Source organism: Microbacterium phyllosphaerae, from assembly GCF_050628115.1.
Lineage (GTDB): Bacteria > Actinomycetota > Actinomycetes > Actinomycetales > Microbacteriaceae > Microbacterium > Microbacterium phyllosphaerae_A.
Window position 1 is genome coordinate 751,558 of the sequence record NZ_CP192502.1, and the last position, 17,654, is coordinate 769,211.

At 68.0% G+C, this 17,654-nt stretch carries 19 protein-coding genes; 6 read left to right on the forward strand and 13 right to left on the reverse strand.

The features are described 5' to 3' along the window. Positions 1 to 134: 134 nt before the first annotated feature. A complete protein-coding gene (locus tag ACQ4LY_RS03350) occupies positions 135 to 929 on the reverse strand; it encodes a TspO/MBR family protein (RefSeq protein ID WP_431074563.1) in 795 nt (264 codons plus the stop codon). 100 nt (positions 930 to 1,029) lie between these two features. After that, complete coding sequence (locus ACQ4LY_RS03355; RefSeq protein WP_431074564.1) at positions 1,030 to 1,593, reverse strand: TetR/AcrR family transcriptional regulator; 564 nt, start codon at positions 1,591 to 1,593, stop codon at positions 1,030 to 1,032. A gap of 95 nt (positions 1,594 to 1,688) precedes the next feature. Between ACQ4LY_RS03355 and ACQ4LY_RS03360 the strand changes: the two genes are divergently transcribed. After that, a complete protein-coding gene (locus tag ACQ4LY_RS03360; RefSeq protein ID WP_431074565.1) occupies positions 1,689 to 2,531 on the forward strand; it encodes an alpha/beta fold hydrolase in 843 nt (280 codons plus the stop codon). 318 nt (positions 2,532 to 2,849) lie between these two features. Here the strand turns inward: ACQ4LY_RS03360 and ACQ4LY_RS03365 are convergent, their stop codons facing one another. The 7 genes from ACQ4LY_RS03365 to ACQ4LY_RS03395 form a co-directional block, all read right to left on the reverse strand. Next, a complete protein-coding gene (locus tag ACQ4LY_RS03365) occupies positions 2,850 to 3,716 on the reverse strand; it encodes an alpha/beta fold hydrolase (RefSeq protein WP_431074566.1) in 867 nt (288 codons plus the stop codon). 91 nt (positions 3,717 to 3,807) lie between these two features. Then, a complete protein-coding gene (locus ACQ4LY_RS03370; RefSeq protein WP_431074567.1) occupies positions 3,808 to 4,497 on the reverse strand; it encodes a hypothetical protein in 690 nt (229 codons plus the stop codon). Positions 4,498 to 4,566: 69 nt separating this feature from the next. After that, a complete protein-coding gene (locus ACQ4LY_RS03375; RefSeq protein WP_431074568.1) occupies positions 4,567 to 5,523 on the reverse strand; it encodes a siderophore-interacting protein in 957 nt (318 codons plus the stop codon). Next, on the reverse strand, positions 5,513 to 6,313 hold the full coding sequence (locus ACQ4LY_RS03380) for an ABC transporter ATP-binding protein (RefSeq protein WP_431074569.1): 801 nt from the start codon (positions 6,311 to 6,313) through the stop codon (positions 5,513 to 5,515). The genes ACQ4LY_RS03375 and ACQ4LY_RS03380 overlap by 11 nt, the downstream gene beginning before the upstream one ends. Continuing rightward, positions 6,310 to 7,395, reverse strand: coding sequence for a FecCD family ABC transporter permease (locus ACQ4LY_RS03385; RefSeq protein WP_431074570.1), 1,086 nt, complete (start codon positions 7,393 to 7,395; stop codon positions 6,310 to 6,312). The genes ACQ4LY_RS03380 and ACQ4LY_RS03385 overlap by 4 nt, the downstream gene beginning before the upstream one ends. Continuing rightward, positions 7,392 to 8,435, reverse strand: a complete 1,044-nt coding sequence (locus tag ACQ4LY_RS03390; protein WP_431074571.1) for a FecCD family ABC transporter permease — start codon at positions 8,433 to 8,435, stop codon at positions 7,392 to 7,394. The genes ACQ4LY_RS03385 and ACQ4LY_RS03390 overlap by 4 nt, the downstream gene beginning before the upstream one ends. 32 nt (positions 8,436 to 8,467) lie before the next feature. Further along, complete coding sequence (locus ACQ4LY_RS03395; RefSeq protein ID WP_431074572.1) at positions 8,468 to 9,502, reverse strand: iron-siderophore ABC transporter substrate-binding protein; 1,035 nt, start codon at positions 9,500 to 9,502, stop codon at positions 8,468 to 8,470. A 309-nt stretch (positions 9,503 to 9,811) separates the two neighbouring features. On the opposite strand from ACQ4LY_RS03395, the gene ACQ4LY_RS03400 reads away from it, so the two are divergent. From ACQ4LY_RS03400 to ACQ4LY_RS03415, 4 genes are all read left to right on the forward strand, one after another. After that, on the forward strand, positions 9,812 to 10,045 hold the full coding sequence (locus tag ACQ4LY_RS03400; protein ID WP_431074573.1) for a hypothetical protein: 234 nt from the start codon (positions 9,812 to 9,814) through the stop codon (positions 10,043 to 10,045). Then, on the forward strand, positions 10,042 to 10,419 hold the full coding sequence (locus ACQ4LY_RS03405; protein ID WP_431074574.1) for a hypothetical protein: 378 nt from the start codon (positions 10,042 to 10,044) through the stop codon (positions 10,417 to 10,419). The genes ACQ4LY_RS03400 and ACQ4LY_RS03405 overlap by 4 nt, the downstream gene beginning before the upstream one ends. Positions 10,420 to 10,492: 73 nt before the next feature. After that, positions 10,493 to 11,188: a hypothetical protein gene (locus ACQ4LY_RS03410; protein WP_431074575.1), complete on the forward strand. Its 696-nt coding sequence runs from the start codon at positions 10,493 to 10,495 to the stop codon at positions 11,186 to 11,188. A 7-nt stretch (positions 11,189 to 11,195) separates the two neighbouring features. Next, positions 11,196 to 11,948 carry a hypothetical protein gene (locus tag ACQ4LY_RS03415; protein ID WP_431074576.1) on the forward strand — a complete coding sequence of 251 codons (753 nt, stop codon included), beginning with the start codon at positions 11,196 to 11,198 and terminating at the stop codon, positions 11,946 to 11,948. 445 nt (positions 11,949 to 12,393) lie between these two features. Here ACQ4LY_RS03415 and ACQ4LY_RS03420 read toward each other — a convergent pair whose 3' ends face one another. From ACQ4LY_RS03420 to ACQ4LY_RS03435, 4 genes are all read right to left on the reverse strand, one after another. Beyond that, complete coding sequence (locus ACQ4LY_RS03420) at positions 12,394 to 12,597, reverse strand: cold-shock protein (RefSeq protein WP_056310329.1); 204 nt, start codon at positions 12,595 to 12,597, stop codon at positions 12,394 to 12,396. Between the two features lie 77 nt (positions 12,598 to 12,674). Then, on the reverse strand, positions 12,675 to 15,560 hold the full coding sequence (locus ACQ4LY_RS03425) for a helix-turn-helix transcriptional regulator (RefSeq protein WP_431074577.1): 2,886 nt from the start codon (positions 15,558 to 15,560) through the stop codon (positions 12,675 to 12,677). A 68-nt stretch (positions 15,561 to 15,628) separates the two neighbouring features. Continuing rightward, positions 15,629 to 15,880 carry a hypothetical protein gene (locus tag ACQ4LY_RS03430; protein ID WP_431074578.1) on the reverse strand — a complete coding sequence of 84 codons (252 nt, stop codon included), beginning with the start codon at positions 15,878 to 15,880 and terminating at the stop codon, positions 15,629 to 15,631. 159 nt (positions 15,881 to 16,039) lie between these two features. Then, positions 16,040 to 16,495 (reverse strand): SRPBCC family protein, encoded by a 456-nt coding sequence (locus tag ACQ4LY_RS03435; RefSeq protein ID WP_431074579.1) that lies wholly within the window; start codon positions 16,493 to 16,495, stop codon positions 16,040 to 16,042. A gap of 117 nt (positions 16,496 to 16,612) precedes the next feature. On the opposite strand from ACQ4LY_RS03435, the gene ACQ4LY_RS03440 reads away from it, so the two are divergent. Then, positions 16,613 to 17,647: an FUSC family protein gene (locus ACQ4LY_RS03440; protein ID WP_431074580.1), complete on the forward strand. Its 1,035-nt coding sequence runs from the start codon at positions 16,613 to 16,615 to the stop codon at positions 17,645 to 17,647. Positions 17,648 to 17,654 lie beyond the last annotated feature (7 nt).

The window sequence follows — 17,654 nt, forward strand, 5'->3', positions numbered from 1 at the left end:
CGGGTCTCGGTCACTCCCCGTTCACGACTCAGCATGAGCGCCGGCCGGAGGCCGGGATCCGCCTGTTTCAGGCGTCTGCCTCGTATCCATGCTGAATTGTGAACGCCACCGGCGGCTGACCTAGGTGTCCTGACCTAGGCCGCGACATCGGCACGTGTTCGGCGCAGCACGCCGAATGCGCCGGCCGCGACGAGGGCGATCGCGACGATGATCGCGGCGATGCCGGTGACGGTGCTCTCGGGCTCTCCGGTGAAGCGACCGACCGCGAGCCAGCCGAGACCCCACGCCGTGGCGAGGGCGGGGGCGATGCGCTTGGTGACGAGGGCAGAGGCGACACCGATCACGAGCACGACGGCGAGCACGGCGACCGCCCACATCTCGGCCTGGTCGGCCCAACCCTCGGGAGCGATCTGCGTGAGCCAGGCCGTGGCGTTGGCGACGGTCGCGATCGTGACCCAGCCGAAGTGCAATCCGTTCGCGCCGTCAACCACGATGCGCTCAGGCCAGGTGCGCGCACGGCTGCGTCCGAGGATCACGATGACACGGGCAAGGGTCGCGAGCAGCACGGCGATCACGAGCACCGTAAGCGGCAGCGACAGGAACTGCGCCGTCACGAGCCACAGTCCGTTGAGGATCATGGATGCGGCGATCCATCCGCCGACCGCGCGCTGGCGTTCGTCCGCACGCTGCGCCGGCAGCGCCTGCCACACCGTGTACGCGATCAGGCCGATGTAGATCAGCGACCAGATCGAGAAGGCGGGGCCTGCCGGGGCGAGGTAGGAGCCCTGCGCCGACAGCGCTCCATCCTGCAGTTCGCTGACCGAGGTGCCGCCGAAGGCGCCGGATCCGACGGCCGCAGCGATCAGCATGAAGGTGGCCGAGGCGATGATGAACGACTGGCGGGCGATGTCCTGCGTCCGGGATTCCATACTCGCAACCTACGCGCGAGCGCGTGGGTGCGCAGGTGCCTTGACACCGGCATCCGAAAACGCTAGCCAAGCTAGCTAAATCGCTCTCTCCGCTGGGAACTCAGGCGGCGACGGCCGCGTCGATCAGCACTTCGGCGGCATTGCGCGCCTGCACGGCGACCTGCGGATCTGCGGCGATGGCGGCGGTGCTCTGCGCACCCTCCGCGAGGATCGACAGCTGCGCGGCGAGGGATGCCGGGGCCCCGGCATCCACCACGAGTCCCGCCATGTAGGCCTGGAACGAGGCCTTGTGGTCGCGCACGATCTGCGCGACCTCGGGGTTCGTGCCGCCGAGTTCACCGAACGCGTTGATGAAGGCGCAGCCGCGGAAGTCATCGGCGCAGAACCAGTCCTCGAGATACCCGTACACGGCGAGCAGCCGGTCGCGCGGGTCGGCACCGGCGTCCGCCACCGCCCCCGTCAGCCCCGACTCCCACTCCGCATGCTTGCGCGCGAGCACAGCGGTGACGATGTCGGTCTTCGAGGGGAAGAGGGCATAGAGCTTGCGCAGTGAGACTCCGGCCGCGGCCCGCAGCTCATCCATGCCGACAGCCGCGTACCCCTTGCGGTAATACAGCTCATCGGCTGCCGCAAGGATCTGTTCACGCACTGTTCCGTCCGTCATGCTCCCAGTGTACTTGACATGAGAACGACCGTTCTCTACAGTGGAGGACATCAGGCGAGAACGATCGTTCTCGCCGAACCGAAAGGATCAGGATCATGGGTTACATCACCGTCGGAAACGAGAACAGCGCCCCGATCGAGCTCTACTACGAAGACCAGGGATCGGGTCAGCCCGTCGTCCTGATCCACGGTTACCCGCTCGACGGCCACAGCTGGGAGCGCCAGACCCGCGAACTCCTCGCCCAGGGCTACCGCGTCATCACCTACGACCGCCGCGGCTTCGGCCAGTCGTCGAAGGTCAACGCCGGCTACGACTACGACACCTTCGCCGCCGACCTCAACACGGTGCTCGAGACCCTCGACCTGCGCGACGTCGTGCTCGTCGGATTCTCGATGGGCACGGGTGAGCTCGCCCGCTACGTCGCCAAGTACGGCCACGATCGCGTCGCCAAGCTCGCCTTCCTCGCCTCCCTCGAGCCCTTCCTCGTGCAGCGCGACGACAACCCCGAGGGCGTGCCGCAGGATGTCTTCGACGGCATCGAGGCCGCAGCCAAGGGCGACCGCTTCGCGTGGTTCACCGACTTCTACAAGAACTTCTACAACCTCGACGAGAACCTCGGCTCGCGCATCAGCGAGCAGGCCGTCACCGGCAGCTGGAACGTCGCCATCACCAGCGCCCCCGTCGCCGCCTACGCCGTGGTCTCGTCGTGGATCGAGGACTTCCGCACAGACGTCGACGCGGTGCGCGACGCCGGCAAGCCCACGTTGATCCTGCACGGCACGAAGGACAACATCCTGCCGATCGACGCGACCGCCCGCCGGTTCCACCAGGCAGTGCCCGCCGCGACCTACGTCGAGGTCGAGGGTGCCCCGCACGGTCTGCTCTGGACCCACGCCGACGAGGTCAACGCCGCGCTGAAGGACTTCCTCAGCAAGTAATCGGCGTGACCTGCCGCGGCATCCGGGCCCGAACCGGATGCCGCGCCATCCGTCTTTGTGCGCCAGCCCGCCCTGTTCCGGTCACGGTTCGTGCCGCCTGCCACCCCTGTTCCCGTCGCAGTTCGTGCCGCCTGACCCTGTTCCCGTCGCAGTTCGTGCCGCCCGACCCTGTTTGAAGCGGCGCAAACTGTGACCGGAACAGTCCTCGCACACCGCAAGCGCCACAAACTGCGACCGGAACAGTCGGGGCACGTGTAACGGTCGATCGGCTGCGAGTGACGACAGGAAGCTGGACGAGGCCCTCTTTCGCCGCTGTCCCTAAGACCGGTCGAGCACCTCGCGGAGCTTGGCGGCGAAGGCCTCGGGCTGCCCGGCGTACCCGAACTCGCCGCCCATGAAGCCGCCGTGGTGGCTGGGGAAGACCGTCGCCTGCTGGCCGAGCTGCTCGGCCAGGGCGATCGCGGTGCGGCCGGTGTAGACCTTGAGCGACTCTTCGCCGACTGCGATGACGATCCGCGTGGGCGCGGCCTTCAGCGCCTCGAGGTCCGGAAGGTAGAGCGGCACCGCCCACGAAAGCTCCGACAGCAGCGGGTCATCCCGTCGGCCGTCATCGTCGGTCGGCATTCCGAATGCCGCGGGATCGGGCGCGGGCTGGGAGAGGAACTCGTCGGTGACTTCGCCCTCCCACGACGTCATCGCGACGAAGGCCGCCATCCCGGCTCCCCATCCCTTGTCCTGATACGCCTGGGTGTAGGCCACCCGGGCTCGATGCACCGCGGCGGCATCGGGCAGCACGCTGTCGATCGGCGGCTCGTGCGCGACCAGGGTCTCGATGTCGTGCGGGTGGGCGGTGACGAGAGCGAGCGCGGTCACCGCTCCGCCGCTGCTCGCGAGCATGTCGACGGGGCCCGCCCCGAGCGCCTCAATGATCGCGTGGACGTCTTCCGCCTGGACCTCGGGTTCATTCGTGACGCCGCCGTCCTTGCGCGTGCTGCGGCCGAGCCCCCGAGGGTCGTAAGTCACGACCGTGCGGTCACCGAAGAGCTCCACCTGCGCCTGGAATCCGCTCGCGTCCATCGGCTGGCCGATCATCATCAGCGGAGGACGACCATCTGCCGTCGGCAGCGGCCCGTGCACGTCGTAGACGAGGTCGACCTCGGGGAGCTCGAGTGTGTGCTGCGTCATCGGGGGCCTCCTCGCCGGCGGAACGATTCCACTGGGATGCTACGGCGCGGCCTCCGCGGGCGCCACCGGTTCGCGGTCGGCGAGCGCGAACTCAGTCGTACGCACCCAGTGCGAGGTCGATCAGAGGCAAGCTGTCTCGGGGAACGACGGCGGTGCAGACCACGTTCTCATCGACGCGGAATCCGACCGCGTAGACGAACGGGTCGGTGTCGATCTGTACGGCGGGCCGATCCTGACCGTCGACCGCAAAGGACGCATCCCTCACCGCCGATGTCTTCGCCTCCCACCCGCCGTCATCCTCGCTCGGGCCGTCGCGCAGTCCCAGTTCCTCTCGGAATCTGTTGCGCAGTATGTGATTGGTGTGGTCGACGAGCTGCTGTGCGAGCGAATGCCGTTCAGGATCCGGCGACGCCTGCCAGCTGGTGCGCACCGCCTCCCAGAGCATCGGGTACTTCAGCATCCGAGCCTGCTCGATCAGCCATGCGGGGCGACCCCAGGGAGGCTCCTCCTCGAGGGCACGACGGGTCGCGGGGTCCAGCTCGATCTCGTTGCGAGGGTCGGAGTGGTCGTCGGGATGCCTCCACAGCGTGTAGTTGAACGACACTGAAGATTCAGCCACCACCGCCGATTGGGTCGCCTCCATGAACCCCGCGCCGGGGATGCGGGAGAGCGACCGCTGCGGTCGCAGCTCGAAGACCGGGTAGGTCAGCGCGCGCACGCGCGCTTCGGACTCGATCCTCGGGTCAGGGGCGTCCATCGGCACCACTCCGGCATACTCCATGCGCCCAGTCTGACGCCTGCCGCAACGGATCTCCAGGACTCGGAGCGCGAGCCCGCGCCCCTCGGCGACTCAGCCGCGCATGGCGACGCCGCGTCGCCAATAGCCCATGAAGGCGACCTGCGAGCGGTCGATGCCGAGGTCCTTGACCAGGTGTCGACGCAGAGTCGTGACGACCCCGCTCTCGCCGGCGATCCAGAAGTAGCGCTCGGCAGGAGCATGCGCCACCGCGATGTCCTCACCGAGGCCCGAGTAGTCGGGGGTCTCCCAGAGCAGGTCTTCGGACTCGATGTCCTTCACGTCGATCTCGTCGGCCGCGTCCGCATCGCCGAGGTAGCCGAGCACGGCAGGCATCAGGCGCACGCCGTGCGGCTCTCCGATGTCGCGGGGCAGCCAGTGCACCTCGACCCCCGATGGAGCGTCGATGCGCAGGATGTCTGACGGAGACGGCACCTCGATGAACGCGCAGCCCCGCAGGTCGCTCGGCGCATCCTCGAGAATGCGCGCGATGGCCGGGGCCGCGGTCTCGTCACCGGCGAGAACGACCGACGTCGCCGTGCCCGGTTCGTACTCGGCGCCGCCGTGAGCCGCCGCAGCCACCCCTCGACGCGGTCCGACGATGAAAAGCTCCTGCCCGACGGTGGCGGCATCCGCCCACCGCGAGGCGGGTCCGGTGAGTCCAGGCGCCAAGTGCAGCACGAAGTCGACGTCGAGCTCGGTGCCCGCATCGGTCACGCGCAGTTCGCGCACCGAGTAGGTGCGCATGGATCCGCGCTCGTCCTCGGGCACGGCGAGGAACGACCCCCACCAGTCGTCGGTCTCACGATCGAGATCGGGGAGGATGCCGGATGCCGGCGGGAAGACGATCTTGATGCGTGAGTCGAACACGTCGCCCGGCGTGCCGAACTCGAACAGATCGTCGCCGCCGAACGTGACGCGCACGAAGTTCGGCGACACCCGTTCGACCCCGCGCACCTCGGCGCGGGCGAGCACGTAGGTGGGGCGTTCGGTCGTCGTCTCAGCGGACATGATGCCTTCCGATCGGGGTGACCATCGGCTTTCCCGAAACCGGGTCGATGGTGATCTGATTCGCGAGGTCGAAGACCTCCTCGACGAGCTGGGCCGTCACGACCTCCTGCGGAGTGCCGGTGGCGTGCACCTTGCCCTCTTTCATCGCGACGAGCTCGTCGGAATAGCGCGCGGCCAGGTTGAGGTCGTGCAGCACCATGACGATCGTGGTGCCGCGCGAGACGCTCAGGTCGGTGAGCAGGTCGAGCACCTCGACCTGATGCGCGACGTCGAGGAACGTGGTCGGCTCATCCAGCAGCAGGATGTCGGTCTCCTGCGCGAGCGCCATCGCGATCCACACGCGCTGGCGCTGACCGCCCGACAGCTCGTCGACACTGCGGTCGGCGAGATCCGTGGTGCCGGTCGCGGCGAGAGCATCCGCCACCACCTCGTAGTCGTGGGTGCTCCAGCGCGCCAGCATCTTCTGATGCGGATGCCGTCCGCGACCGACCAGGTCGGCGACCGCGATGCCCTCCGGCGCCACGGGCGACTGCGGCAGCAGACCGAGAATGCGCGCGACCTCCTTGGTCGGGCGCGAATGCACCGACTTGCCGTCGAGCACGACCTCCCCCGCAGTGGGCGAGAGCAGACGGGCGAGTGAGCGCAGCAGCGTCGACTTGCCGCATCCGTTCGCCCCGACGATCGTCGTGATCTTGCCGGGGGCGATCGCGAGATCGAGACCGTCGATGATCGTGCGATCGCCGTAGGCGAGGGTGACGGACTCGGCCGCCAGAGTGTGCGCCTCGGTCACAGGGAGCCTCCCGAGCGGTTGGTGCGGATGAGCAGATAGATCAGATACGGAGCGCCGAGCACACCGGTGATGACGCCGACCGGGTAGCGCTCGCCGAACGCGAACTGTCCGATGAGGTCGCCGCCCAGAACCAGCACGGCACCGATGAACGCGCTCGGCACGAGCAGGTTCGCGCCTGGGCCGGTGATGCGGGCGGCGATGGGGCCGGCCATGAAGGCGACGAATGCGATGGGTCCGGTGGCGGCGGTGGCGAAGGCGAGCAGTGCGACGGCGCCGAGGATGAAGAGCAGGCGCGTGGTGTTGACCCGCACTCCGAGACCGGATGCCGAGTCGTCGCCGAGCTGCATCACACCCAGCGCCCTGCCCTGCAGGAGCAGGAGCGGGACGATGATGACCGCGGCGATCGCGAGCGGCATCACGCGTTCCCACGAGGCGTTGTTCAGACTGCCGGTGAGCCACTGCATGGCGGTCTGGATGTCCCAGTTCGCGGCTCGCGACAGCATGTACGAGATGAGGCTCTGCAGCATCGCCGCGACGCCGATGCCGATCAGGATCAGCCGCGTTCCCGCGAAGCCGTTCTTCATCGACAGCAGGTAGATGACCCCTGCGGTGACGATCGCGCCGCCGAGTGCCATCAGCGAGACGACCGGGCCGTTGACCGACAGCACGATGATGCCGAACACCGCAGCGGCGCCGGCACCGTTCGAGATGCCGATGATGTCGGGCGAGGCGAGCGGGTTGCGCAGCAGCGTCTGGAACGAGACACCGGCGATGCCGAACGCGAAGCCCGCGAGAATGGCGAGCACCGCTCGGGGCAGGCGCAGCTCGCCGACGGTGAACGAGGCCCCCGGCACGGTCTGGCCGAGCATGACGCGGACGACCTCGTCGAGCGGATAGAACGTGTTGCCGATCATCAGGGCGATCGCGAACAGCACGAGCAGCAGTGCACCGAGCACGATCGTGGCGACCGCATGGCGGCGGTGTCGCGAACGGCGGCCGGCGATGATCGCGGCGACATGATCGCTCGCGCGGTCGGATGCCGATGGGATCCGGGATGCGGAGGTCTGGCTCGTGGTGCTCACAGTTCACGCACCTTCTGACGGCGGACGATCCAGATGAAGAACGGGGCTCCGATGATCGCGGTGATGATGCCGACCTGGATCTCCTCCGAGGTCGGGGCGATCACGCGGCCGACGATGTCGCTCGCAAGCAGCAGCGCGGCACCCGCCATGGCCGAGAACGGCAGCAGCCAGCGGTGGTCGGTGCCGACCAGCATCCGGCAGATGTGCGGGATGACGAGCCCGACGAAGCCGATGGGCCCGGCGATCGCCGTGGCAGCACCGGCGAGGATCACGGCACCGAGGGCCGACATCAGGCGCGTGCGGAACACGTGCTCGCCGAGGCCCTTCGCCATGTCGTCACCGAGAGCGAGGGAGTTCATGCCACGCGCGCTGGCGAAGCAGATCAGCGCGCCGAGCGCGAGCACGGGAGCGGTGATCGCGATGCGCGGCCATTCGGCGCCGCCGACTCCGCCGATCTGCCACGACTGGAACGCCTGCAGCAGGTCGACGCGCGGCAGCATGACCGCGCTGATGAGCGAGGCGAAGGCCGCCGAGGTGGCGGCTCCCGCGAGAGCGAGCTTGAGGGGCGTGGCACCGCCGCGTCCGAGCGAGCCGACCGTGTAGACGAAGGCCGCGGCGAGGGCTGCGCCGATGATCGCGAGGGCCATCTGGCTGTACGCATCGGTGAGTCCGAGGAACGCGAGGCCGAACACGACGGCGAGCGATGCGCCGTTCGAGACGCCGAGGATGCCGGGGTCGGCGATGGGGTTACGGGTGACCGCCTGCATCGTCGCGCCCGAGAGCGCGAGGGCCGCGCCCACGAGGATCGCGAGCACCGTACGCGGGAGGCGCTTGATGATCGCGGCCTGGGCCAGCGTGTCATCCTGCCCGTTGAGGGCGCCGAAGATGTCGTCGATGCTGACGGACCGCACACCGAAGCAGATCGACAGGATGCAGAGCACGAGCAGCACTCCGAGACCGACGAGCAGCCAGAGCGAGCGCGCCCATGCCGGGCGCCGCAGATCTGCGGCGCCCGGCAGGGGAACGGTGACAGCGGTCACGGGGATTCAGTGCGAGAAGGTGACGCCGAACGTCACTTCGCGGCGAGCGGTGCCGCCAGCAGGCCGAGGTAGTCGGACAGGCCCCACTGGATCGACAGCGGCGACGGGTTCGCGGACGCGGCGATCGGAGTCGAGTCGGGCAGGATCACGATGTTGCCCTCGGCGATCGCGGGGATCTTCGACAGCAGCGGGTCGGCCTGCATCGTGGCGATGAGCGAGTCGTCGCCGTAGGTCACGAAGACGTCGACATCATCGAACGCGTCAGCCTGCTCCGAGCTCACCGAGAGGTAGAACTCCTTGCTGTCGGCGTTCTCCTCGACGATCGACGGCAGCGGAAGTCCCAGGTCGTCGTGCAGGTATCCGGGGCGCGTGTCGATCGCGGTGTAGTAGCCGACCTGGCTGAGGTCGCTCGGGTCGATGTAGGCGAAGAGGACCTTCTTGTCCTTGAGTGCGCTGGTCGCTTCGAGCGCGGCCTCGGCGTCTGCGTGCAGCTCCTCGATCAGGGCGTCGCCCTCTTCCTCGAGGCCGAGGGCCTTCGAGTTCATCTCGATCATGTCGTCGACCGGGGTGCCCCAGGCGACCTCGGGGTATGCGACGACCGGAGCGATCTTCGAGAGGGTGTCGTACTCCTCCTGCGTGAGACCCGAGTAGGACGCGAGGATCACGTCGGGCTCGGTGTCGGCGACGGCCTCGTAGTCGATGCCGTCGGACTCGTCGAACAGCACGGGCTCTTCGCCGCCGAGCTCGTCGAGCTTCTCCTCGACCCAGGGCAGGATGCCGTTGTCGTCGTCGTCGCCCCACGTGGCCTTGCTCATGCCGACCGGAACGATGCCGAGAGCGAGGGGAACCTCGTGATTCGCCCAGGCGATCGTCGCGACGCGCTCGGGCTTCGTCTCGATGGTGGTCTCGCCGTACACGTGCTCGATCGTGACGGGGAAGGCGCTGTCATCGGCGGGGTTGCCGCCGGCGGAGTCGGAATCGGAGCCGGTCGACGGCGTCGCGCAGGCAGTGAGGCCGACGGCGAGAGCCGCGGCGACACCGGCGGCGATGAGACGAGAGGTGCGCACAGGCGTTCCCTTCGGGTTGGGATGAGGGGGTGCGGCGCAGAGGGGCGCCAGGCTTTGGTAAGCCTGGCCTAATCTAACAGAAAGTTAGGCAAGCCTCATCTCGGGGCATCCCTGGGAGCGGCATATCGCGCCGCCCCCGCGGTGACGATCAGCGGGGCAATAGCCTCGATCTGACCCTGAGGGGGAACTCATGGAATACGTGGTCTCGCGAGAGATACCACCGGTGGTCTACGTGCCGATCAGTGGCGTCGAAGAAGGCCGGGCCGGCATAGATGTGCGACGACTTCGAGCGCGCATTTGGATGGTGTCGTGGCTCTTGTCAGGAAGGCATTGAGCGCGCTCCCCGAACCTGTCGACGGCGGCGAAGGTTCGGAGCCCATCGCGACCGTGATCGGCCGCGTCACATCATTGCTGGACCCCTTGGGTTCGAGCTACCTGATGATCGGCGAGATCCTTCGAGACATCACCTCAGAGACCATCACGAATGAAGAGACGACCGCGGCTGAATTGCGCAAGATCGCAGACGGAGTCGGACTCGAATGAGCGACAGCTTCATCGTCGAGGTCGGCGGCGATCCGGCGGCGATCCGTTCAGCTGCTGGTTGGCTCCGTCATCGCGCCGAGACAGCCTCGATAGAGGCGGACCGGCAGAGCGGTGACGACATGATCAACGCAGGGTCCTACTGGCAGGGCGAGTCGGCTTCCGCCTTCGCGGACATCTCCCTCGATCTGACGACAGCCGCCAGAGAGATCAGCCACATCGCGGGGCCGTTCGCGGAGATCATGCACGTCTTCGCCGGCAAAGTGGAACGAACACGCGAATTCTTGTCCGACGGCTACATCGTCGTCGGCGACATGGGCGAGTCCATCGGCGACTGGTTCTACGACCTATCCGAGAGTGTCAGTCATAGTGGTTGACGCTATCCGCCGCCAGACGACGATCGAGCGGTTCGTATACTCGGTCCCCGCCGCGCAACCGAGCGCTCTACTCATGCTCCCCACGCTCACCCTGCTGATCTTCCTCGCCCGCGCAGCCTTTCTACTTTCGAACAACCCGTACGTGTGGGCGACCGGCGCCTGTGCCGTCGGACTCCTGTTTCTCCAGGCACGTACGCAGCGATACCCGTCGAAGCCGGGAGGCGTCGACGTCGTAACGCGGCCCGGAGGACTCACCAGCCGCTCGGATCGATCGGCTGCATTTTACGCCGCCGCCCTGCTCATCGTCGGGGCAACGATCGCGCTCACTGCCGTTCTAGCTCTGATGCAGACGGGACTGCGGGAGGTTGTCGAGGCACGATTCATCCTCATCATCCCGGCGATCGCGGTCGGACAGGCAATCTGGTCGCTGATAGCGGTGGCACGGTCAGTCGATGTGAATATGGGCCGTGCCGGAATGGAGATCAGAGCTCCGTTTCGCCGACCCCGTTTCTACGGTTGGGATCAACTGGTCCTCTTTCAGCGCAACCGACGACGCCTCGTCCTCTTCGTATCAACCTCCAAGAGGCCGGTGACTCTCATCATTCGCCACCAGCAGTCCGACCACACCGTATTGCGCGCGCTGATCGATCGATGCGCCGAGTTTCCCGCGGCTCGCGAGCGCATCGGCGACATGATCCTCGGCGATCTCCTCGTCGATGCGGCACCCGACGGCTCACTCCCCAGCGGGCCACCGACGGCTCGAAAGTGAGATGACCATGAGCATCCTCCGCCAGACCACGATCGAGCGACTGGCCTATCCCCTCCCTCCTTTCGCCTCGACGAGGGCTTTCCGGTTTCCGCTCTACGGTTTCGGCGCCGTCGCCCTCCTCGCCGTAAGCTTCGAGAACGTGGGTCTTATCAAGGCCCTGCTCGGGGGGTGCTTCGTGATCATGGCGTTGCTCTGGGCACAAGCGGCCGGCGAACCGTCGGTTCCCGGTGGGGTCCACGTGCACACGTCGCTCGGAGCGATCTCGGCCCGGTCGAAAAGGACAGCCGGTCTCTATGCCGCCGCGCTTCTGGCTGTCAGCGCCGTCCTCCTCACGCTGTACGCGTGGGTTGCAGCCACAGAGGGACTCAGTCGACGCCTGTCCTACAACCTGGGCGCTGCGCTCGCGCTGGTCGGCGTCGGGTATGCGATCTGGCGCCTGATCGCCGCGCTGCGCTCGGTCGACCTCCTCTTCGATGCACGCGCGCTGACCGCCACGGCACCGCTTTTCCGCAGCCGCACACTGGACTGGGACACGATCGACCATGCGGTCGGCGATCGAAAGCGCCTCTCCCTGACGCTCTCATCGGGGGAGGTGCTCGTGCTCGGCGCCCGGCTCCAGCGCACGGATCACACCGTTCTCGTCGAACTGATCGACCGGTGCGCACAGCATCCCGTCGCCCGCGAGCGGATCGGCGATGTGATCCTCGGCGATCTGCTGCTCGATGCGGCGGCCGACGGCACCGAACCCGCTCAGCACTGACCCATCCCCCTCCGCACGCTGGTGCGCCCGGTTGCACCCGGATGGGGCGCCCGGCGCTCCCGGATGGGGCGCGCACCGGTCGCACGTCGAGCGGGGCCAATTGCGCACCGCACAGCCAGGCGGGGCCAGTTGCGCACCGCGAACCGGCGACCCGGATGCAGAAGTGACCCCGCACAGCGGGCCAGGCGGGGCCAGTTGCGCACCGCACGGCCAGACGGGGCCAGTTGCGCCCCGCAAATGGGCGATCCGGATGCGAAAGTGACCCCGCATAGAGTTCGGATGCGAAAGTGACCCCGCATAGAGTTCGGATGCGGAACTGGCCCCGCACACGGTCCGGGTGCGGAAACGACCCCGCCGCACCGGCAACCGCGCCACGACCCCCGGGCATACAGAAAGCCGGCCGGATCCGTGAGGATCCGGCCGGCTTCAGGAAGTCAGCGCGCGCTCAGAGAGCGCGGATGTTCGCCGCCTGCATGCCCTTGGGGCCACGCTCAGCGTCGAATTCGACCTTCTGGTTCTCGCGGAGCTCCTTGAAACCGGAGCCGGCGATTGCCGAGTAGTGGGCGAAAAGGTCGTCCGTGCCGTCATCGGGAGCGATGAAGCCGAAGCCCTTTTCCGCGTTGAACCATTTCACAGTGCCAGTGGCCATGTGTTTTCTACTTTCTGTTTTCAAACGGCCGCTTGCGCGGCCCGCGCCGTGACGGAACGTCCGACATACGCGCGTCCTCAACGTACCACGGCAGGCTGACCGCTGGCTCCGAACTCCGACTTCTGCTGCAGGACGGCCGCTTCGGTGCGTGTGCTGACGCCGAGCTTTCGCAGCACCGCCGACACATGGACGCTCACGGTCTTCGCGCTGATGAAGAGCCGTTCACCGATCTGCCGGTTGCTGAGCCCTTCGACGATCAACGCGAGAACCTGTCTCTCCCGCGCGGTGAGCGGGTCGGATTCCGTGACGCCACGGGAGGAGTCTGATGCCGTGGCCAGGCCCGCTGCATCCGCGAAAGCGCCGACGGCCCGCACGAGTGGAACATGCCCCAGCCGTTCGGCCTCACCGAGCGCGTGCGCGAGCACGGCGGCGGCTTCGGTGCGCTCGCCGGCGTCGACGAGCAGGCGAGCGAGCTCGAGCCTCGTCGTCACCCGGAACGTCACGGGCACGTCATCGTCGTCCGCGAAGTCGACAGCCGCCCGCATCCCAGGGACCGACGGTGAGAGCAGTGCGTCGAGGATGCTCCCCCATCGGTCGCCCTGCAGTGGCGCCGGCTGCGCGCGCCATGCTCCCCGCACATCGCCGACGGCCTCCGCGACGTCGACCCCCGATGCCCGGAGCTCGGCGATCATCCACCCCGCCTCGAGCAGCAGACGGCGCTGGTGGAGGAAGACGGGCCCGGCATCAGCCAGCATCTCTCTCACCTCGGCGAGCGCTCGCGCGTGATCGCCCCGCCCTTCGGCGACGGCGACACGCATCATCACCTCGTCGTACCAGATCTGCCGTTCGACCCGTCCGGTCTCCTCGAACGACGGATGCCACTCGCGCAGGATCTCCTCCGCCTGCTTGTGCCGGCCCCGCCACGACAGCACGCGCACGCGCGTCATCGTGGAGTACATGTGCGAGATGCGCAGTGTCCGCTGCGAGAGCTCGCGCGCCAGCATCCCCTCGACGCGGTCGATCTCACCCATCTCGAGAAGGGGCACAGCCATGTTCTGCGTCATCAGGGCACCGGTCGTGCGCTCGACACCGAATGCCCGTGCCGGGGCGAGGCCGTCTTCTGCGACCTGCACCGCGTCTCGGTAACGCCCGAGCAGCCCCAGCAGATCGGAGTAGTTCACCCGGTATCGCATCTCGGCGTTCGTGCCCTTCGCCAGCCGCAGGGCGAGTGCGTACTCGCGATGCCCGGCGTCGAGATCGCCGAGGTGCGCACGGGCGCCGCCCCGGACGTTCGCTGCGATCGACGCTTCGTCATCGGACCCGGCCCGAACCGCTCGCTCTCCGGCCTCGATCGCCAGCGTGATCGCCTCTTCGAGTCGCCCCGCGATCATGTACCTGCTCGCCAGCTGATTGAGGATCGATGCACGGAGCCGATCGTCGTCGACCCTGCCGTCGAGCACCTCGAGCGACCTATGAAGCAACGCGATCGAGCCTTCGCGCCCGAGATTCATCAGGTAGTACGCCTTGTCGCGCAGGAGCCTCGCATGCGTGCGCGGATCGACCGTCGCGAGATCGACCTCATCGAGGGCGACGTTGACCACGGCCAGCGCCCTCTCACCGTCTCCGGCGTTGCGCAGCACCGAGCCGAGGGTGCGCAGCAGCTCGAAGCGCTCGATGTCGACGACGTTCTCGGCGTCTGGCACCTGGATCCACAGATCGAGGGCGAGCTCGCCGAAACGGGCGGCGCTGGCGAACGCGAAACGCGACTTGGCGTCGAGCATGGCGGTGACGGCTGCGGCGAGCGCGCGACGGTCGTCTTGCGCGAGCTGCCAGTGATAGGCGAGTGCGGCGGGGTCTCCGCCGTCGGTGCCGGTGCAGTTCTCTTCGAGGGTCTCGGCGTATGCCCTGTGCAGTCGCGCCCGCTCGCCGGGGAGCAGGTCGTCGTGCACGGCTTCGCGCAGCAGCGCGTGCCGGAATCGGTAGTCGTCGTCGACCACGACGAGGATGCCGCTGAGCGTCGCCTCGCGGATCCCCTCGTCGAGGCGCGCCTCGGGCAGACCGGCGAGCCGGGTGACCAGCGGATGCGTGAGCGGGCGCTCAGCACCCGACACGACCTGCACGACGCGCCTCGCGTCGTCGCCGAGTCGATCGAATCGGGCGAGCAGCAGGTCGCGCAGGCTGCCGGGAAGAGGACCTGCCGAGCATCCGGCGATCTCCTCGACGAAGAACGGCACACCCTCTGCCCGCTCCTGGATGCGCTCGAGCGCGGAGTCACTGAGAGGCGTTCCCGTGATCGACTCGGCGAGCCGTCGGACGGATGCCGTCTCGAGCCTCTCGACCGTGACCCGCTCGAGCAGGCGCGCACGGGTGGACTCGCCGATGAACCGGCTCACCGCGTCGCCGCGGCGGACGTCGTCGGTGCGGCAGGTGAGGATGAGCAGGATGCGCCCTCGAGCCAGTGTGCGCAGCAGGAAGGAGAGGAGCGCGAGGGTCGATTCGTCGGCCCAGTGCAGGTCTTCGACGACCAGCACCTGGGGAGCGAGCTCTGCGGCGGCCTCGATGAGCGACGCGATCGCGTCGCGCACCCGGTCGGGGCTGGTCTGCGAGCGGTCGGTCGGATTGAGCTCTGGCAGCAGCATGCCCAGTGCCTCGACTCCGACGCCGAGCTGGTCACGCACACGGTCGGCGCCCATGAGCGCGACGATCGAGCGGAGAATGCCGGTCAGCGGCCCGAACGGCGTGCGCGATGCCCCGAGGTCGAGGCACCAGCCGACATGGACGTCGGCGCGGTTCGCCACCTCGGCTCCGAACTCGCGCAGCAGGCGCGACTTGCCGATGCCTGCCTCGCCCTCGACCAGAACGGCGACGGGGACTCCCTCGACCGCCTGGTCGAAAAACCCGCGCACGATCGCGAGCTCGGCTTCACGGCCGACCATCGTGGCGCTGGGAGCGGACGGGGGCATGAATTCATCGTCCCACCCACGTCCGACATTCAGGGCGTTCCGCGCGTCTGCCGTCGGCAGAGCAGAGCTCACCGGGCAGCGACCGGTTCGCACCCGGCGGCGGCCCGGCGGTCGGCGGGTGCGGAGGCATCCGTCGTGGCGGTGCGTGCACCGGTGATGGCGCGCAGCATCCGCTGTCCTGCTCGTCGGATCGGGCCGGCCGCCCGCGGGACGATCTGATCGGCGTGCTCCGCGATGAAGCGACGGCGCTCGGCCGCCTGCTGTATCCGCTCCTGCTCGTACTCGGTCACCTGGTGGGCGAGGTAGGGGTGCTCGTACATGACATCTCCTCGGTTGGGATGTCCCCACACTCCGCTCTGAGGTGCCCCGCCGACATCGGGAGGATGCCCTATCTTTGCGTTCCGACCGCCCCGGCGCAGAGGACGAGGCCCGAACGACAGCGCGGACCACCGCCGTTCGGGCCTCTCATCCGGGGTGTGTCAGGCGTCTACGTCGCCGCGCCACGAGCCGGTCTCGGCGCCGCGCTTCTCCATGAACTCCTTGAAGTTCTTCAGGTCCTTCTTGACCGCGTGCGAGCCTGCGCCCACGAGCGAGCCGACCTTCTCGAGGAACCCTTCGGGCTCCCAGTCGATCTGCACGGTCACACGGGTCGTCAACTCCTCGATCTTGTGGAACGTCACGACACCGGCGTGCTCCGTGTCGCCGCCGACGCTCTTCCACGCCACGCGCTCGTCGGGATGCTGTTCGGTGATCTCGGCGTCGAACTCGCGGGTCGCGCCACCGACATTCACGGTCCAGCGGTTGTGGGTGTCGTCGAGCTGGACGATCGACTCGACCTCGTCGAGGAACTGGGGGAAGCTCTCGAACTGGGTCCACTGGTTGTAGGCGACGTCGATCGGAACGTGGACGTCGATGGTCTCGATGATCTGCACCATGTGATGCTCCTCACTGTTCGTCTTGTGATCAGTCCCATTCAGCGCGAGTCCCGGAGTGTTGGCGACGGGGTTGACAGACCGCCGGAGAAGGGGCGCTTCCCGAGTAGCGTTGTGCGCATGCGCATCCATGCCGCGATCCGCGCCTCGAAGCGCTCGCCCCTGCTGCAGGTGGTGAAGTCCGCCGCGGCGACGATCGCCGCATGGCTGCTCGCGGGATGGGTCGTTCCCGGGCAGCTGCCCGTGTTCGCCGCGATCGCCGCGCTGCTCGTCGTGCAGCCGAGCGTCAACCAGTCGCTGTCGAAGGCACTGGAGCGCAGCATCGGCGTCATCGCGGGCGTGATCATCGCCGTCTCACTGGGCCTGCTGCTCGGATCGCCGAGCTGGATCGTGCTGCTCGCGATCGTCGTGGCCATGCTCGTCGCGTGGGCGTTCAGGGCCACCCCCGGCACCGGCAACCAGGTCGCGATCTCGGCGATGCTCGTGCTCGCCCTCGGTTCGACGCCCGACTACGCCCTCGCCCGCATCGTCGAGACCCTGATCGGCGTCGCGATCGGCATCGTCGTCAACGCGCTGATCGTGCCTCCGGTGCTCGTCGCACCCGCGCGACGCGACCTCGGCCTGCTCGGCGCGGAGCTCGCCGCGAGCCTCGACCGCCTCGCCGACGCCCTTCCTGAGCCGCAGACGCCGGCGAAGCTGCAGGAGATCATGCTCGAGGCTCGGCTGCTGCGCCCGATGAGGGATGCCGCGGAGGTGTCGATCGAAGCCGGGGAGGAATCGCTCACCCTCAACCCGCGCCGCTCGACGCATCGTGACGAGCTCGTCGAGATGCGCGCGCTCCTCGAACGCCTCACGCCCATCGTCACGCAGACGATCGGCATGACGCGCGCCTACTTCGACCACTACGACGACTCGATCGGACAGGAGCCCGCAGTCACGGCGATCGCCGAGCAGCTGCGCCGAGCAGGCCACGACGTGCGCCTCGCGGTGCAGATCGCCGACGTGTCACCCGAGCCCGAGACCCTGACCTCGGCGATCCCCGCACTCACGGCGCCCCTCGTGATCCGCCCGCCCTCGTCGACGCACTGGATCCTGATCGGCTCGCTGATGGAGGACCTTCGGCGAATCCGCGGGGAGCTCGTCGAAGAGGACTGAGCGCGAT

What these genes read in the sequence shown, in the direction of transcription:
- ACQ4LY_RS03415 (WP_431074576.1), top strand. Translation starts at nt 11,196, where the DNA reads ATGAGCATCCTCCGCCAGACCACGATCGAGCGACTGGCCTATCCCCTC.
- ACQ4LY_RS03430 (WP_431074578.1), bottom strand. Translation starts at nt 15,880, where the DNA reads ATGTACGAGCACCCCTACCTCGCCCACCAGGTGACCGAGTACGAGCAG.
- ACQ4LY_RS03365 (WP_431074566.1), bottom strand. Translation starts at nt 3,716, where the DNA reads ATGACGCAGCACACACTCGAGCTCCCCGAGGTCGACCTCGTCTACGAC.
- ACQ4LY_RS03360 (WP_431074565.1), top strand. Translation starts at nt 1,689, where the DNA reads ATGGGTTACATCACCGTCGGAAACGAGAACAGCGCCCCGATCGAGCTC.
- ACQ4LY_RS03440 (WP_431074580.1), top strand. Translation starts at nt 16,613, where the DNA reads ATGCGCATCCATGCCGCGATCCGCGCCTCGAAGCGCTCGCCCCTGCTG.
- ACQ4LY_RS03425 (WP_431074577.1), bottom strand. Translation starts at nt 15,560, where the DNA reads ATGCCCCCGTCCGCTCCCAGCGCCACGATGGTCGGCCGTGAAGCCGAG.
- ACQ4LY_RS03420 (WP_056310329.1), bottom strand. Translation starts at nt 12,597, where the DNA reads ATGGCCACTGGCACTGTGAAATGGTTCAACGCGGAAAAGGGCTTCGGC.
- ACQ4LY_RS03410 (WP_431074575.1), top strand. Translation starts at nt 10,493, where the DNA reads ATGCTCCCCACGCTCACCCTGCTGATCTTCCTCGCCCGCGCAGCCTTT.
- ACQ4LY_RS03355 (WP_431074564.1), bottom strand. Translation starts at nt 1,593, where the DNA reads ATGACGGACGGAACAGTGCGTGAACAGATCCTTGCGGCAGCCGATGAG.
- ACQ4LY_RS03370 (WP_431074567.1), bottom strand. Translation starts at nt 4,497, where the DNA reads ATGGAGTATGCCGGAGTGGTGCCGATGGACGCCCCTGACCCGAGGATC.
- ACQ4LY_RS03435 (WP_431074579.1), bottom strand. Translation starts at nt 16,495, where the DNA reads ATGGTGCAGATCATCGAGACCATCGACGTCCACGTTCCGATCGACGTC.
- ACQ4LY_RS03405 (WP_431074574.1), top strand. Translation starts at nt 10,042, where the DNA reads ATGAGCGACAGCTTCATCGTCGAGGTCGGCGGCGATCCGGCGGCGATC.
- ACQ4LY_RS03350 (WP_431074563.1), bottom strand. Translation starts at nt 929, where the DNA reads ATGGAATCCCGGACGCAGGACATCGCCCGCCAGTCGTTCATCATCGCC.
- ACQ4LY_RS03375 (WP_431074568.1), bottom strand. Translation starts at nt 5,523, where the DNA reads ATGTCCGCTGAGACGACGACCGAACGCCCCACCTACGTGCTCGCCCGC.